14 protein-coding genes and 1 pseudogene are annotated in these 15,209 nt (G+C 68.5%); 9 read left to right on the forward strand and 6 right to left on the reverse strand.

Features of this window, described 5'->3' with window-relative positions; all coding sequences use genetic code 11:
* Window positions 1–30 precede the first annotated feature (30 nt).
* From G3M57_RS01940 to G3M57_RS01945, 3 genes and pseudogenes are all read right to left on the reverse strand, one after another.
* Window positions 31–1,083, reverse strand: a complete 1,053-nt coding sequence (locus G3M57_RS01940) for a 1,9-bis(guanidino)-5-aza-nonane synthase (protein ID WP_056754391.1) — start codon at window positions 1,081–1,083, stop codon at window positions 31–33.
* A 143-nt stretch (window positions 1,084–1,226) separates the two neighbouring features.
* Window positions 1,227–1,339: pseudogene (locus G3M57_RS27840) on the reverse strand (hypothetical protein).
* Between the two features lie 43 nt (window positions 1,340–1,382).
* Window positions 1,383–2,642: a type III PLP-dependent enzyme gene (locus tag G3M57_RS01945; RefSeq protein ID WP_056754387.1), complete on the reverse strand. Its 1,260-nt coding sequence runs from the start codon at window positions 2,640–2,642 to the stop codon at window positions 1,383–1,385.
* 247 nt (window positions 2,643–2,889) lie between these two features.
* Here G3M57_RS01945 and phnC point away from each other — a divergent pair, with 247 nt between their 5' ends.
* The 8 genes from phnC (at window position 2,890) to G3M57_RS01985 (ending at window position 10,464) form a co-directional block, all read left to right on the forward strand.
* Window positions 2,890–3,684, forward strand: coding sequence for a phosphonate ABC transporter ATP-binding protein (gene phnC / locus G3M57_RS01950; RefSeq protein ID WP_056754380.1), 795 nt, complete (start codon window positions 2,890–2,892; stop codon window positions 3,682–3,684).
* Window positions 3,681–4,721 (forward strand): phosphate/phosphite/phosphonate ABC transporter substrate-binding protein, encoded by a 1,041-nt coding sequence (phnD, locus tag G3M57_RS01955; protein ID WP_056754378.1) that lies wholly within the window; start codon window positions 3,681–3,683, stop codon window positions 4,719–4,721. The genes phnC and phnD overlap by 4 nt, the downstream gene beginning before the upstream one ends.
* A 20-nt stretch (window positions 4,722–4,741) precedes the next feature.
* Complete coding sequence (gene phnE, locus G3M57_RS01960) at window positions 4,742–5,557, forward strand: phosphonate ABC transporter, permease protein PhnE (protein WP_056754376.1); 816 nt, start codon at window positions 4,742–4,744, stop codon at window positions 5,555–5,557.
* A 159-nt stretch (window positions 5,558–5,716) separates the two neighbouring features.
* Window positions 5,717–7,003, forward strand: a complete 1,287-nt coding sequence (locus tag G3M57_RS01965; protein WP_056754374.1) for an OprO/OprP family phosphate-selective porin — start codon at window positions 5,717–5,719, stop codon at window positions 7,001–7,003.
* 76 nt (window positions 7,004–7,079) lie between these two features.
* The gene (locus G3M57_RS01970; protein WP_056754370.1) at window positions 7,080–8,123 is read left to right on the forward strand and encodes a substrate-binding domain-containing protein; all 1,044 of its coding nucleotides are present in this window, start codon (window positions 7,080–7,082) and stop codon (window positions 8,121–8,123) included.
* A 110-nt stretch (window positions 8,124–8,233) separates the two neighbouring features.
* Window positions 8,234–9,532 carry a hemolysin family protein gene (locus tag G3M57_RS01975; protein WP_056754367.1) on the forward strand — a complete coding sequence of 433 codons (1,299 nt, stop codon included), beginning with the start codon at window positions 8,234–8,236 and terminating at the stop codon, window positions 9,530–9,532.
* A 37-nt stretch (window positions 9,533–9,569) separates the two neighbouring features.
* Window positions 9,570–9,791 carry a hypothetical protein gene (locus G3M57_RS01980; protein ID WP_056754364.1) on the forward strand — a complete coding sequence of 74 codons (222 nt, stop codon included), beginning with the start codon at window positions 9,570–9,572 and terminating at the stop codon, window positions 9,789–9,791.
* A 16-nt stretch (window positions 9,792–9,807) separates the two neighbouring features.
* Window positions 9,808–10,464 carry a GNAT family N-acetyltransferase gene (locus tag G3M57_RS01985; protein WP_163228521.1) on the forward strand — a complete coding sequence of 219 codons (657 nt, stop codon included), beginning with the start codon at window positions 9,808–9,810 and terminating at the stop codon, window positions 10,462–10,464.
* Window position 10,465: 1 nt separating this feature from the next.
* Here G3M57_RS01985 and G3M57_RS01990 read toward each other — a convergent pair whose 3' ends face one another.
* From G3M57_RS01990 to G3M57_RS02000, 3 genes are all read right to left on the reverse strand, one after another.
* On the reverse strand, window positions 10,466–11,041 hold the full coding sequence (locus G3M57_RS01990) for a hypothetical protein (protein WP_056754360.1): 576 nt from the start codon (window positions 11,039–11,041) through the stop codon (window positions 10,466–10,468).
* Window positions 11,042–11,081: 40 nt separating this feature from the next.
* The gene (locus G3M57_RS01995) at window positions 11,082–12,191 is read right to left on the reverse strand and encodes an aromatic ring-hydroxylating oxygenase subunit alpha (RefSeq protein WP_163228522.1); all 1,110 of its coding nucleotides are present in this window, start codon (window positions 12,189–12,191) and stop codon (window positions 11,082–11,084) included.
* Between the two features lie 101 nt (window positions 12,192–12,292).
* Entirely contained in the window at window positions 12,293–13,765 is a 1,473-nt protein-coding gene (locus tag G3M57_RS02000) for a M20 family peptidase (protein WP_163228523.1), read from the reverse strand.
* Window positions 13,766–14,096: 331 nt separating this feature from the next.
* Between G3M57_RS02000 and G3M57_RS02005 the strand changes: the two genes are divergently transcribed.
* Window positions 14,097–15,062: an NAD-dependent epimerase/dehydratase family protein gene (locus tag G3M57_RS02005; RefSeq protein ID WP_163228524.1), complete on the forward strand. Its 966-nt coding sequence runs from the start codon at window positions 14,097–14,099 to the stop codon at window positions 15,060–15,062.
* Window positions 15,063–15,209 lie beyond the last annotated feature (147 nt).

Below are 15,209 nucleotides of genomic sequence, written 5' to 3' on the forward strand. Positions count from 1 at the left end.
CCCTGCAGTTTCAGGTCGTCCGTATCAAGCCTACTTGCCGAACAGCTTCTGCCAGCGCGGCTTTTCGCGGCCCTTCCAGTGCTCGCGGTGATAGGCGTCCGAGGCGATCAGCGGCACCACGGTGGTGGCCTCGGCGAACACCATCTGCTCGTAGGTGGTGTTGACCTTGCCCCACGAGGCGGCTTCCTTCAGCGTCGAGCTGCTGCAGGCGCCGTCGCGGACGTCGGCCACGGTGATCTGGACCGCGTACTTGTGCATGTCGGCCTCGACGCCGAGGATCTCGGCGCAGACGACGGTGTCCTGGGCGAAGTTCTTGGGCACGCCGCCGCCGACCATGAACAGGCCCGTGGTGCCGGCCGCGATCTTGATGTCAGTCAGTTCGCGGAAGTCCGCGACCGCGTCGATCATCAGATAGGGCTGCTTGGCGGCGATGCGTTCCTTCTGGTGCTTGACCAGGCCAAAGCCGGCCGAGCTGTCGACGAAGGCCGGGCAGAAGATCGGCACGCCTTCTTCATAGGCGGTCTGGATCAGCGAGCCTTGCTTCTTGGCGTTGCCCTCGGACAGCCACTTGCCCATCTCCCAGATGAACTCGCGCGAGGAATAGGCGCGCGGCTCCAGGCGATTGCAGATCTCCAGGATCGTGTGGTCGCAGTTCTGGAGTTCTTCCTCGTCGATATAGGTGTCGTAGATGCGGTCGATGTAGTTGTCGCGCAGCACGTTGTCGTCGACGGGGCCGGCGGCCTGATAGTGCTTGAAGCCCAGGGCCTCGAAGAAGTCCATGTCGACGATCGAGGCGCCGGTGGCGACCACGGCGTCGATCATGCCGTTCTTCACCATGTCGCGGTAGACGTGCATGCAGCCGCCGGCCGAGGTGGAGCCGGCCAGGATCAGCCAGGGCGAGCAGGACTTGTCCTCCAGCGCCATGTTGAAGATGTCGGCGGCGCGGGCGGTGTCGCGCGAGCTGAACGACATCTTGCGCATGGAGTCGATGATCGGGCGGGCGTCGAACGACGTGATGTCGATATGCTCGACCACGTTCTGCAGCAGCTCGGCCTTCTGGTTGTTCGGAACGGGAGCGTTCATCGCTTCGGTTTCCCTGACTTTGGACGCCCGTCGTTGAAACTGGCCGTCCACCGGGACGGAGCGACCGGTGGGGGCGATGGGTTCGCATCCAAACGCGCGAGCGGTCGATGCGGCGCGGGTTTAACGCACATTTGTCGCGACGCTTAGTGACGATTTCGCGTCGCGCGCCGTGCGTCCTTCGAGGCCCGCTATCGCGGGCGCCTCAGGATGAGGAATTCAGTGCAAGAAAGTCCTCATCCTGAGGTGCGAGCCGCAGGCGAGCCTCGAAGGACGCACGGCGGTCACGCTCTGGATTTCAACTATCTACGCCGCCGCTTCTTGCCGGCCGCGCCCTTGGGGCGCGAGAAGCGGACGATCTTGCGTTCCTCGGCCTCGGGCCGGGGCGTGGCGATCGAGCGCTTGGCCAGGCCGTACATCGAGGCCATCGGGGCGTCCGAAACCTGGGCGATGTCGGTTTCCCCAAAGCCGTTGAAGCGGGTCGACATGGCCACGCCATAGGCGCCCAGCATGCCGATCTCGATGTAGTCGCCCTCGTCGACGCTTTCCGGCAGGTAGAACGGGCCGGGCATGTGGTCGACGCTGTCGCAGGTGGGGCCGTAGAAGCGGAACGGCTTGAGGCCCTCTTCCACCACTTCGCCGTTCTTGCGGAACAGCTTGACCGGGAACGGCCATTTCATGTGGGCCGCGTCGAACAGCGAGCCGTACGAGCCGTCGTTCAGATAGAGCGCGTCGCCCTTCTTCAGCTCGACCTTGACCAGCAGGGACGAGGCCTCGGCCACCAGGGCCCGGCCGGGTTCGCACCACAGCTCGGTGGTCTCGTGGACCATCATGTCGGCGAAGCCCCGGTCGATGGCCGCCAGGTATTCGGACATGTCCGGCGGCACCATGCCGGGATAGATCGACGGGAAGCCGCCGCCGACGTCGACGACGTCGGCCAGCACGCCGGCCCGCACCAAGGCGCGCGAGGCCTGGGCCATGGCCGCCTGGTAGGCGGTGGGGCGCATGCACTGGCTGCCGACGTGGAACGACACGCCCATCAGGTCCTGGGTGGAGCGACGGGCCGCCAGCAGCAGGGCCGGGGCGTTGTGCGACTCGACGCCGAACTTGCCCGACAGGCTGTAGGCCGCGCCCTCGGCCTGCACGCCCATGCGGACGATCAGGTTCAGGTCCTTGGCCTGGCCGGTGGCGTCGAGGATCTTGGCCAGTTCCTCATGGGTGTCGAACGAGAAGGTCCGCACGCCGTGATCGAAATAGGCGGCCGAGATCGCCACCCGGCTCTTCACCGGATGCATGAAGGCCATGCGCGAGCCGGGAGCGTGCTCGCCGACCAGCTCGACCTCGTTCAGCGAGGCCACGTCGAACGACCGCACGCCGGCGTCCGCCAGCTCGCGGATCACCCACGGCGAAGGATTGGCCTTCACCGCGTAAAAGACGTCGCCTTTGAATTCAGCCTGGAACCAGCGCGCCGCTACGGAAACCGCGTCGGGCCGCACGAGTGCGACGGGACGTTCCGGTGACCGCTCACGGACCAGGTCCAGGGGATTATGGTACGTGTGCAATTCACGTAGACCCCTGCAGAAGTGAAACCCAGGCCGGCGTTAGCAGCGCTTATGAGGACTTCGGGTCCGCCGGAGCGAGCGAAATAGGGTCATCGCCGCACGATGTAAAGAGTCTTTTGGACGCGGGCTTGCGCTCGCCCTTGCGGTGAATTGATCCACCGACCGTCACAAATCCATTGCGTCCGTGCCCCAAACCGACGAACGCATTTCCCAGCGTCCAAAACCTCGTTAAGGATTCGTCCCGACCATGACGTCGGACCCTGTTCTCTCGATCCGCGCCGCCTCCAAGACCTTCGGGTCGCGGCGGGCGCTGGACGCCGTTTCGCTCGACGTCGGTCGCGGCGAGATGATCGCGCTCATCGGCCCGTCGGGCTCGGGCAAATCGACCCTGCTGCGTTCGATCGACGGCCTGCAGACCATTGATGAGGGAGAAGGCGTGATCACCGCCTTCGCCGGCCCGGTCCAGGCCCGGGGCCGGGTCAGCGACCAGGTGCGCAAGGCCCGCATCCGCATCGGCTTCATCGCCCAGCAGTTCAACCTGGTCGGCCGCCTGACCCTGTTCACCAACGTCGCCCTGGGCTCGCTGGGGCGGATCGGTACGCTGCGCGGCCTGTTCGGGGCCTGGCCGGCCGAGACGCGGACGGCGGCCATGGCCGCCCTTCACCGTGTGGGCGTGGCCGACTACGCCGCCCAGCGCGCCAACACCCTGTCGGGCGGCCAGCAGCAGCGCGGGGCCATCGCCCGGGCCTTGGTCCAGAGGGCCAAGATCATCCTCGCCGACGAGCCGGTCGCCTCGCTCGACCCGGTTTCGGCGCGCAAGGTCATGGAGATCCTCCGTGACCTGAACAAGACCGACGGCCTGACCGTGGTGGTCACCCTGCACCAGGTCGACTACGCCCTGCGCTATTGCGACCGGGTGGTGGCGCTGAAGGCCGGCCAGAAGGTCTATGACGGCCCGACCAGCGGCCTGGATCGCGCCAAACTCATCGACATCTACGGCCCGGAATTCGAGGACGTATTCTGGGAAGGAGCCCCGCAATGATCCGCCGCACCGCACTCTCGCGCCTTGGCGTCGCCGGCCTCGGCCTCGTCGCCGCCCTGACGCTCGCCGCGTGCGGGGAGCAGAAGGCCGCCGGCCCGGCCGCCTCCAAGGACACGATCGTGTTCTCCATCCTGTCGACCGAGTCGGCCCAGAACATGGAGAGCTACTGGAAGCCCATCCTGGCCGACATGGAACAGTCGACCGGCATGAAGGTGAAGCCGTTCTTCTCGTCCAACTATTCGTCGCTGATCGTGGCCATGGGCGCCAAGCAGACCGACGTGGGCTGGTTCTCCAACGCCTCGGGCTTGGAGGCCGTGCGCCGCTCGGGCGGCGAGGTCTTCGCCCGCACCTTCGACCCGTCGGGGACCGATGGCTACAAGTCGGTGATCATCGTCCCGGCCGACAGCAAGCTGACGGTCGAGGGGCTGCTCAAGTGCGACAAGAGCCTGAACTTCGGCATCGGCGACAAGAAGTCGACCTCGGGCACTCTGGCCCCGATGACCTACCTGTTCATCCCGGCCGACAAGAAGCCCGAGACCTGCTTCAAGACCGTGCTCAGCGCCAGCCATGACGCCAACCTGTTCGCGGTGGCCAACCACAAGCTGGACGCGGCCACCAACAACACCACGGCCCTGCGCCTGAACGAGTACGCCAAGGGCGGCGCCCAGGCCAGGAAGGTCAAGGTGATCTGGGAGTCGCCGACCCTGCCGGAGGATCCGATCGTCTGGCGCAAGGATCTCGACCCGGTGGTGAAGGAAAAGCTGCGCCAGTTCTTCCTGACCTACGGCCAGGGCGACACCCCGGTCGCGGCCCAGCAGCGCAAGAACCTGGCGCGCCTGTCGATGGGCGGCTTCAAGCCCGCCGACGACACCCACCTGCTGGTGGTGCGCGAGATGGAGGCCCTGGAGCAGGTCGGCCTGGCCCGCGAGACCGGCGACAAGGCCAAGCTGGCGGCGGCCGAGAAAAACCTGGCCGGCATCAAGGCCGAGCGCCTGGCCGCCGACGGCAAGGCCGGCCTGGCCGCGCCGGCCAACTGACCAGGACGCCCGAACCCCTCATGAGCGACGCCATCCCGCCCCCGCCCAGCAAGCCGCTCTCGGCGCGGGCCTTCGACCTGCTGTTGTGGGGCGGGGTGATCGCCCTGCTGGTGGTCAGCTTCAAGCCGGCCGAGATCGACAAGTTTCCGCAGCTGTTCAGCGACGCCAGCAAGATGCAGGGCTTCGCCAGCGGCTTCTTCTCGCCGTTCGGCGATCCCAAGGCGTTCATGGCCGCCGACTGGGAGCTGTACATCGGCAAGATGTGGCAGACGATCCAGATGGCCCTGTGGGGCACGGCCCTGGCCATCGTCGTGGCCATCCCGCTGGGCCTGCTGGGCGCGCGCAACATCAGCCCGTGGTGGATCCAGCAGCCGGTGCGTCGCCTGCTGGACCTGATCCGCTCGATCCCCGACCTGGTGGTGGCGCTGATCTTCATCACGGCCGTGGGCCTGGGCCCGTTCGCCGGGGTCATGGCCCTGATGTTCAACACCGGCGGCGTGCTGGCCAAGCTGTTCGCCGAGGCGGTCGAGTCGATCGACAAGGGTCCGGTCGAGGGCGTGCGGGCGACCGGCGCGATCAAGCTGGCTGAGGTGGTCTGGGGGGTGATCCCGCAGGTGGCGCCGCTGTGGACCAGCTATGCGCTGTACCGCTTCGAAAGCTCCAGCCGGTCGGCGACCGTCCTGGGTCTGATCGGGGCCGGCGGGGTGGGCCAAGTGCTGCTCGATTCGATCAACGGCTTCCAGTACGACCAGACCGGCTGCATTGTCCTGGTCATCGTCGTGGCCGTTTCGCTGATCGACCTTCTGTCGCAGATCATCCGCACACGTCTGCTTTAAGGACCGTTCTGTGGCTCTGGGGCCACAATTAACGTGTTGAAAAGGCTTGTCATCGGTCTGTCATCAAAGGGTGGCGGAACCGTCACGGGACCCCCGTAAAGCGCTCCTACCTGATCCGGACCAACGGGCAGGGGGCAAAGCCTAAAGGGGAATTCTCACATGCGGAACAAGACCTCGCTGGTCTGCGGCGCGGCGCTGGGCGCCATGCTGGCCTGCGGCCTCGGCGTCGCGGCTCACGCGCAAGACAACACGATCGCCTGGAAGGGCGCTCCGCAGTGGACGAACGACGACGTCTATTTCAAGGTCCGCGGCCGTATCCTGGTGGACGGCGTGTTCCAGGACGTCGACCGCGAAGGCGCGGCGACCGACTACAAGACCAGCAACATCCGCGGCCGCCAGGTGTTCATCGGCATCGAAGGCAAGCTGAACAACTACATCGCCTACAAGGCCGAGGGCGGCTGGGTGAACGGCGGCAACCCGTCGTGGGACGACGTGGTCATCGAGGTCAAGCCGACCGAAATGACCTCGATCCTGATCGGTAACGTCAAGGCCACCGGCCTGGAAAACCTGACCTCGACCCGCTTCACCACCTTCATGGACCGCGGTCCGTACGGTGACTTCGGCGTCGACAGCTACCTGCTGAGCGTCGTGGGCAAGGTGCAGGGCCCCAACTGGAGCGTCACCGGCGCCGTCCAGGGCGACAGCATCAACAACGCCGACATCAACAACACCTCGTCGGCGACCAACACCAACCAGAACTCGCAGGAACGCCTGGGCTTCACCGGCCGCGTCCACTACGCCCCGCTGCTGAGCGACACCGACAAGGTCCACCTGGCCGTATCGGCCCGCTACCGCAACCACGGCAACGAAGGCGCCTTCAACTATCAGGGCCGCCCGGACACCAACTACGGCACCAGCGGCCTGTACTACAAGACGGGCGCCATCGCCGACCGCGACACCACCCTGGCCGCCGAAGGCGCCTGGATCCACGGTCCGTTCTCGGTCCAGGGCGAATATTCGAACATCTCGGTCGAGCGCCTGGCCACCACGGCCCCGGGTTCGAACCCGGACATCAAGGTGGGCTACGCCTTCGTCAGCTTCTGGCCGACGGGCGAGACCCGCAACTACGATCCGGTCGCCGGCGAGATCAAGCGTCCGAAGATCCTGAACCCGATCACCGCCGGCGGCTTCGGCGGCGTCGAACTGGCCCTGCGCTACGACTACGCCGACCTGACCGACGCCTACAAGTCGGCCTCGACCGCGGCCAGCAAGACCCTGTCGCAGGACGCCGGCAAGTACACCGCCTGGACCCTGGGCGTGAACTACTACCCGACCGCCTATGTCCGCTTCCAGGCCAACTACACCGACGGCTCGGTCGATCCGGTCGTCGTCGGCCGCGGCACGGACATCAAGCAATTCCAGCTGCGCGCCCAGCTGGATTTCTAAGACCCTTCCTCCAGGCCGGCGCGAACGCCGGCCTGGACCCTTTCTCGCAACGCTCCAGAGACTCCAGGAGTCCTCCATGAAGAAGCTGCTTTCCTGCGCGGCCGCCGCCGTGGCCCTTTCGGGCCTCGCCGCCGCCCCCGCCCACGCCGCCCGCGACTATGTCTGGGCCGCCGGTTCCTCGACCGTGTTCCCGTTCGCCACCCGCACCGCCGAAAACTTCGCCAAGAAGACCGGCAAGAAGGCCCCGAAGGTCGAAAGCCTCGGCACCGGCGGCGGCATCAAGCTGTTCTGCTCGGGCTCGGGCGAAGGCTTCCCGGACATCGCCAACGCCTCGCGTCCGATGAAGAAGTCGGAATTCGACGCCTGCGCCGCCAAGGGCGTCAAGGACATCGTCCAGATCAAGATCGGCTTCGACGGCATCGTCGTGGCCACCGACAAGGACGGCGCCGACTACAACTTCAAGACCGAGCACCTGTACCTGGGCCTGTCCAAGCAAGTGCTGAAGGGCGGCCAGTTCGTCGCCAACCCGTACAAGACCTGGGACGAGATCGGCTCGGGCCTGCCGGGCAACCGCATCCAGGTCTATGGCCCGCCGCCCACCTCGGGCACGCGCGACGCCTTCGTGGAACTGGCCATCGAGGCCGGCGCCCGCAAGTTCCCGACCGCCGACGCCATTCGCGGCGACAACGAGAAGAAGTTCAAGGCCCTGGTCGACCCGCTGCGCAACGACGGCTGGATCGACGCCGGCGAGAACGACAACGCCATCGTCGGCACCCTGACCAAGACCCCCGGCTCGCTGGGCGTCTTCGGCTGGTCCTACCTCGAAGAGAACATGGACAAGATCAAGGGCGCCTCGGTCAACGGCGTGCGTCCCTCGGCCCAGACGATCGCCGACGGCTCCTACCCGCTGTCGCGCTCGCTGTTCATCTACGTCAAGAAGGCCAATATCGGCGTGACGCCGGGCCTGGCCGAATTCGTCACCGAGTTCACTTCGGACGCGGCCACGGGCCGGGGCGGCTATCTGCAAGGCCGCGGCCTGATCCCGCTGCCCCCCGGCCAGCACGACGCCCAGAAGCAGGTCGCCGCCAACAAGACGGCGATGGCGCGTCCGGCCCAATAGGCCGACACGAGCCGGAACAAGGCGACGCCGCGGTCCCCAGTGGGCCGCGGCGTTTTCTTTTGTATAGTGGGCCCCCGCGCCCGCCTGGGCCGCGCCAACCCTGAAGGGCCATGATCCTCCTCGCGCTCGCCGTCGTCCTGCTCCTCGTTCTGCTGAACGGGGTGTTCTCCATGTCCGAACTGGCGGTGGTCTCGGCCCGTCGCGCCCGGCTGCAGACCTTCGCCGACCGCGGCGACAAGGGGGCCAAGCTGGCCCTGGCCATGGCCGAGCATCCCACCCGGTTCCTGTCGGCCGTGCAGGTCGGCATCACCCTGATCGGCATCCTGGCCGGCGCCTACGGCCAGGCGACCATCGCCGGCGCCCTGGACGCCTGGCTGAAGGACAAGCCGGTGGTCGGGCCGCATTCCGAGGCGATCGCCACCATCATCGTGGTCATCGGCCTGACCTATGTCTCGGTGATCCTGGGCGAGCTGGTGCCCAAGCGCCTGGCCCTGCTGTTCCCCGACGTGATCGCCCGCCGCATGTCGCCGTTCCTGGCGGTGGTGGCCACGGTGCTGCGCCCGTTCGTCACCCTGCTGACCGTCTCGACCGCCGGCATCCTCAAGCTGATGGGCGTGCGCGACGAGCGGACCAACGACATCACCGCCGAGGAGGTCGAGACCGTGCTGGCCGAGGGCGCCGACGCGGGCCTGATCGAGCCCGAGGAGCGCTCGATGATCCAGGAGGTGCTGCGCCTGGGCGACCGTCCGGTCCGCGTGGCCATGACCCCGCGCCGCGACCTGTTCTGGATCTCGCTGACCGACAGCCAGGACGAGATCCTGCAAGAGATCCGCGACTGCCCCTATTCGCGCATCGTGGTGGCCAGCGAGGGCGACCTGGACGGCGACATCGGGGTGATCCTCAAGAAGGACCTGCTGGACGCCTGCCTGGGCGGCGAGACCATCGACATCAAGAGCCACGTCCAGCAGCCGATCGCCATCCCCGAGACCATGTCGCTGCTGCGGGCCATGGCGGTGTTCAAGCAGACGCCGCTGCACATGGCCCTGGTGGTCGACGAGTTCGGCTCGATCCAGGGGGCGATCACCCCGCTGGACCTGCTGGAAATGATCGCCGGCGACTTCCCCGAGGACCACGACGAGACCGAGACCCGCATCCTGCGCCGCGAGGACGGGACCTGGCTGGTCGATGCGCGGGTGGACATCCAGGAGCTGAACGACGCCCTGGGCGAGGCCTTCCAGGCCGAGGGCGGTTACCACACCGTGGCCGGGCTGTTGCTGGATCGGCTCGGGCGGATCCCTCGTGAGGGAGAGATCGTCGAGTTGGGCGGGTTCGACGCGGAGGTCGTGGACATGGACGGGTCGCGGATCGACAAGGTGATCCTGCGGTGTGTGCCGACGAAGGGGGAATAGGGGCGGTGAACCTGCTGAATGACGGCGCCTTGCGTAGATGAAGAACCTGACGAGAAAGATCGGCGACTGGGCGGCCTTCATCTTGATGGCCACCGGTGTGGGCATGCTTATATGGCCTTTCGGCAACCGGCATCGGACCGCACAGGCTTGGGTGCAGGAAACCGGGGTCGATCTCTCGACCTGGCTTCGACTCGCGGCCGTCTTCCTTGTTGGCGGGCTATGTCTCCTGGCGGTCACCAAACTGTCTGATCGCAAATAGGCGGATCGAGGGGCGCATGAGCGGATCGGTCGATGCAGCGCTGGTCGAGGCGTGGGCGGCCGGCTGGGCGTTGTCGCGAGGCGTCGGCGCGCCGATCCCCGCGGCGGGCGGCCACCGGATCGTGGTGGGACAACCCGGACATGCCGAGCGCTTGATCTTCCCGGCCCTGGACGCGGCGGCTCTGTCGGACCTGGCGGCGAGCATCACCGCGCCCGGGATCTTCCTGAAGGCCTTCTGCCCGCCTGAAGCGCTGCTGGCGGCTGTCGACGCGCGCTGGAGTCCGCAGCCGCCCGGCGACCTGATGGCCGTCGATCTCGTCGCCGCCCCACCGCCCACGCCCCTGGCCGCCGGCTATGTTCAGGAGCTCCGCGCCGAGGGGGCGGTGCTGGTCGTCGAGATCCACGACGCGGACGGAGTCTTGGCGGCTTCGGGCCGCGCCGCCCTGACCGGCGGCTTCGCCGTGTTCGACAAGATCATCACCGATCCGGCGCACCAGCGGCGCGGCCTCGGGCGGTTCGTGATTGGCGTCCTGGGCGAACGGGCCCGGACGCTGGGCGCGGCCCGGGGCGTCCTGGTCGCCACGCCGGAAGGTCGGGCGCTGTACGAGGTGCTGGGCTGGCGCTTCGAGGGGCGGATGGAGACGGTCGTGATCCCGGACGAGACGGCCGGCTGAGCTATCGCCCGCCGGGACGCGTGACGACGTAGCAGATCAGCCCGGCCACGCCGCATCCCGCCAGGATCCAGGGCCAGGTCAAGGTCGCCCATCCAAGGACCACGGCGACGGAAAGGCCGATCACCCCGACGAATGCCAAGAGGTTCGGCAGTCTGGACGTCCAGGCCGGCGTCCCGCGCGGCGGCGCCAGGGGTGCGCGCCGATCCGCCTCACGGCGAACGCGTGAGATCAGGCTCAGGGACGGATAGGCCAGGCAGCCCATCAGGGCCACCGGCAGGATCAGGGCGATCGCGACCACCCCCGCGACGACGGCGTCCGCCGAAGACCTGAAGGCCGGCCACCATTGGAGCGCGGCGTTGAGCGTGACGAATTCGATCAGCGCCACGCCTAGGGTGACGGTGGTGATGATCGGGAGCGCCTTCCGGCCCGGCTTGGCCTTTCGGTGGGCCGCGACATAGGCGTCGCGTTCCTGAACGGAAAACAGTGCGCCGCCCCGTTTGCCGAATACCAGGTAGCCGTCGCCATGCGGCTCGAACAGGGCGTCGAAGGCTCGGTCTTGATCGTCTTGGGCGTGCACGGATCTTCCTTGGGCGATGTCCAAGCCTAACCGGTCGCCCTCATGTCCGCCACCGCAGCGTCGTCTCCTCCACCGGGTTGCGAAACGCCCGCGCCTCGCGGCGGCTGGCGTTCCATTCGCGCTTGAGCTGGTGGTACCAGAGGCCCTGCTGGTCGGCGTCGCCCATCCACATCAGGGCCGGGTTGTCGCGCAGCCCCCGGGCCTGGGCCGCGACGATCCTGCCGTCCTGCCGCAGAAAGGCCCGGGCGGCCAGACGGATCACGGGATGGAGGGCGGTGAACGCCGGGTGGTCGGACCAGATGATCTGGTTCATCCGGGTCTTGCCGGCGTTGATCGGCGTCATGGCCGACAGGGCCAGCACCTGCCGCTCGCCGACCCTCACATGCTCCCAGCGCAGGCCCGGCAGGCGGAAGGTGATTTCGGTCAGGGGCTGCCCGCCGAGGATGGCGTAGGCCTTGGAGTTCCTGCTCGGCGTGTGCCGGGTCATGGTGAAGCCGGCCTCGGACGGGGCGAAGGCCTTGTGTTTCTCGTGCTGGCTGGCGCCGGTGCGCCACCACCATTGCTGGTGGACGAACGGGCCGTGGGCCGGGTCGATCAGCCCCAGCACCGCGTGGTCGATGTGGATGTCGTAGTCTAGGTGGTCGACCAGCTTGGGCTTGCCGCCCACCACGCCGGGGATCACCGGGGGCGGCCCAGGCGGGGCGCCGTCAAAGCGCGGATCGGAAGACATCCAGATCCACACCAGCCCCTGGGCTTCCACCAGCGGATAGGTCCGGACACGGACCTTCGCGACGTCCAGCGGGTTGTCGGCGGTCAGGGCGGGGATCTTGGCGCAGGCGCCGTCGGTGCGGAACCGCCAGCCGTGATAGGGGCACTCGACGCTCTCGCCGCCGTCCGCTTCGGTGCGGACCTTGCCCGCCGACAGCTTGGCGGCGCGGTGCGGACAGACGTCGCGCAGGGCGTAGACGGCCCCGGCCCGGGTCCGTCCGATCACGACCGGTTCGCCCAGATACTCCCGGCTTTCCATCCGGCCCGGCTTCAGCTCGGACGACAGGGCCGCCACATACCAGGCGTCCAGCACGAAGCCTTCGCCGACCTTCATGGCCTTCGAAGCCGGCCATACGGCCAGCATCTGCGCGTCGTCAGCCATGTGCGTCGTCCGACCCGCGACACGCCCCGCGCGCCGTCCCCGGGCGCAATAGGCCCGATCACCGCGCCGGGGTCCCGTGAAGAGTTTGTGTCGGAAGGCGCCTATCGGCTCGCCGCCGTCTCCACCAGCCGCTGGTAGAACCGCACCATGCGTTCGACATTGGCCACCGAGATGTGCTCGTCCGTGCCGTGGATCATCTTGGTGGCGTCGACCGACAGCACCAGGGGCTGGAAGCGGTAGATGTCGTCGGCGATCGGGCCCATGTAGCGGCTGTCGCTGGCGGCGGTCATCAGGGCCGGGGCGACGGGCGCGCGGCTCTCGTCGCCGGCCAGGGCGGCCAGGGTCTTCCAGCCGTCGGAGGTGATGGACGACACCTTGCTGGGCTCGTCCGGGGCCTTCACCCAGGCCAGCCTGACCGGCAGATCGCCGACCGCGTCGCGGGCCCGGGCCATCACCTGCGCCGAGGTGTCGCCGGGGGCGATGCGGTAGTTGATCCAGGCCGTGGCGTCCTGCGGCAGGACGTTCTCCTTGGGCGAGCCCTTCAGCATGGTCGGGGCGATGGTGGTGTGCAGCATGGCCGCCCCAGCCGGCGTCTTGGCGGTCTGGCTGACCAGCAGCGGCGAGAACAGCCAGGTGTTGGCGGCCGCCACCTTGATGGTCCCCGAGCTGTGCGGGGCCAGGCTTTTCAGCATGTCGGCCCCGGGGCCGCTGAACCTCATGGGGAACGGATGGTCGGCGATCGCCAGCACGGCCTTGGCCAGGGTGGTCACGCCGGTCTGGGGTGGCGGGGCCGACGAGTGGCCGCCGACGGCGGGGGCGGTGACGGTTAGGGTGGCGTAGCCCTTCTCGGCCGTGGCGATCAGGGCCACGGGTTTCTTGGTCACCGGATGGTCCTCGACCACCACCATGCCCTCGTCGAGCACGAACTGGGCCTTGATCCCGCGCGCCTTCAGCAGGGCGGCCGCGGCCCGCGCGCCGCCGCCGCGCACCTCCTCGTCGTGGCCGCTGACCAGGATCACCGTGCGCTTGGGAGCGAAGCCCGCCTTGGCCAGGCCGTCCAGCGCCTCGAACAGGGTGACCAGGCTGCCCTTGTCGTCGATCGCGCCCCGGCCCCAGACCGCGCCGTCGGCCACCACGCCGTCGAACGGCGGGTGGGTCCACGACTCTTCGCTGCCGGGGGTGACCGGCACCACGTCCTGGTGGGCCATCAGCACGATCGGGGCCAGGCCCCGGTCGGTTCCGGGCCAGGTATAGACCAGGGCGTGGCCGGCCACGACCTCGCGGCCCATCACCCGGTGGGCGTCGGGATAGGTCGCCTGCAGCCAGGCGTGCAGCCTGTCCCACTCGGCCGGCTGGTCCTCGACCGGGTCCTGGTGGCTGACCGTCCGGAAGCGGACGGCCTCGCCCAGATGCCGGGCCGCCACGTCGACGTCGAACGGACGGGCCGCGGCCAGGCGGACGCCAGAGGTGTCGGCCACGGGCGCCTTGAAGGTCGCCGTGCGCACCGCCACCACGGCCGAGACCGCCAGCACCAGCCCCACGGCCGTCAGCGCCGCCTTGCCCTTCCAGCCCATGGCTGCTTCCCCCGAACATTTGTTTGCGCCGACTGTGCGACGGGTCGCGGAACATGCCAACCAGCAAAGTTTGGGATGTGGTCGACAGACGCGCCCCCCTTCGGCCGTCATCCCGGGCCCCGTGCCCGGGACCCCTTTGTCCGCCGCAGGTGCAGTAGGGGCGGTTCGCCAGCGAACCGCTGGAGCCTCACGGTTCAGCTGAGCGAGGGTTCCCGGACCACAAGGCCCGGGATGACGGCCGATAGGGAGAAGAGCGCGGCATCGCGCGTTTGCGTCGAAGCGGCGGCTCGCGCATACGCTGGCGCCTGGCGAAGACGTTTCGAGAAGCGGCATGGGCGTCCTGGTCCTTGGAGGGACGGGTTTCATCGGCGGCCCGGTGGTCGCGCGGCTGCTGGCCGACGGCGTCGAGACGGGCGCGGCCCACCACGGGGCGCGCGAGGTCGCGGCCGGGGCGGCGTCGGTGGTGCTGGACCGCCGCGACCCGGCGGCGGTGCTGGCGGCCGTGCGCGAGCTGGGCGCCGATACGGTGGTCGACCTGATCGCCTACACGGCGGCCGACACCCTGCCGCTGCTCGACGCCCTGTCGGGCCGGATCGCCCGCTACGTGCTGGTCAGCTCGGTCGACGTCTATCGCAACTACGAGGGCCTGCACCGCAAAGGCCGGCCGACGCCGATCTGGGACCGGCTGACCGAAGACGCCCCGCTGCGGGACAGCCGCTTTCCCTACCGCCTGGCCAGGCCGCGCGCGGCCGGCGATCCCCAGGCCTGGATGGACGACTACGACAAGATCCCGCTCGAAGAGGCGGCTCGCGCGACCGCGGGGCTGGAGGCGACCATCCTGCGCCTGCCCATGGTGTTCGGGCCCGGCGACCGCCAGCGGCGGTTCTCGTGGGCCATCCGGCCGATGGTCCAGGGCCGGCCGCGTTTCGTGATCCCCCATCCGTGGGCCGGCTGGCGGGCGACCTTCGGCTATGTCGACGACGTGGCGGCCGGGATCGCCCTGGCGGCGGTCCATCCCCGGGCCGGCGGCGAGACCTTCAACCTGGGCCGCGCCAACACCCCGACCAACCTCGCCTGGGCTGCGACCTTCGCCGAACACCTGGGCTGGCCCGGCGAGATCCAGCTGGCCCATCCCGACGTGGCGCGCGGCGCCCTGGCCAAGGCGGTCTCGGGCCTGGACCTCGGCTACCCGCTGTTCGTCGACAACGCCAAGATCCGCCGCCGGCTGGGCTATGCCGAGGTCACGGACTTCGACGAGGCGCTGGCCCGGACGGCGGCCGACGAGATGGGGCGCTAGAGGTCCTTTTCCAAGGCGATCGCGCGGTCAGGGCGACCGCCGCCCTCGCCAGCGCCATAGGCCGGTGCACGCGGGCTGACCTGGGTGGGAACCCGGTTGCGGCGGAGCTCGCCCGCCCGTAGGTTGAGCCCGTGGGGCGCGTCGATC

This window comes from Caulobacter rhizosphaerae, assembly GCF_010977555.1.
GTDB lineage: Bacteria > Pseudomonadota > Alphaproteobacteria > Caulobacterales > Caulobacteraceae > Caulobacter > Caulobacter rhizosphaerae.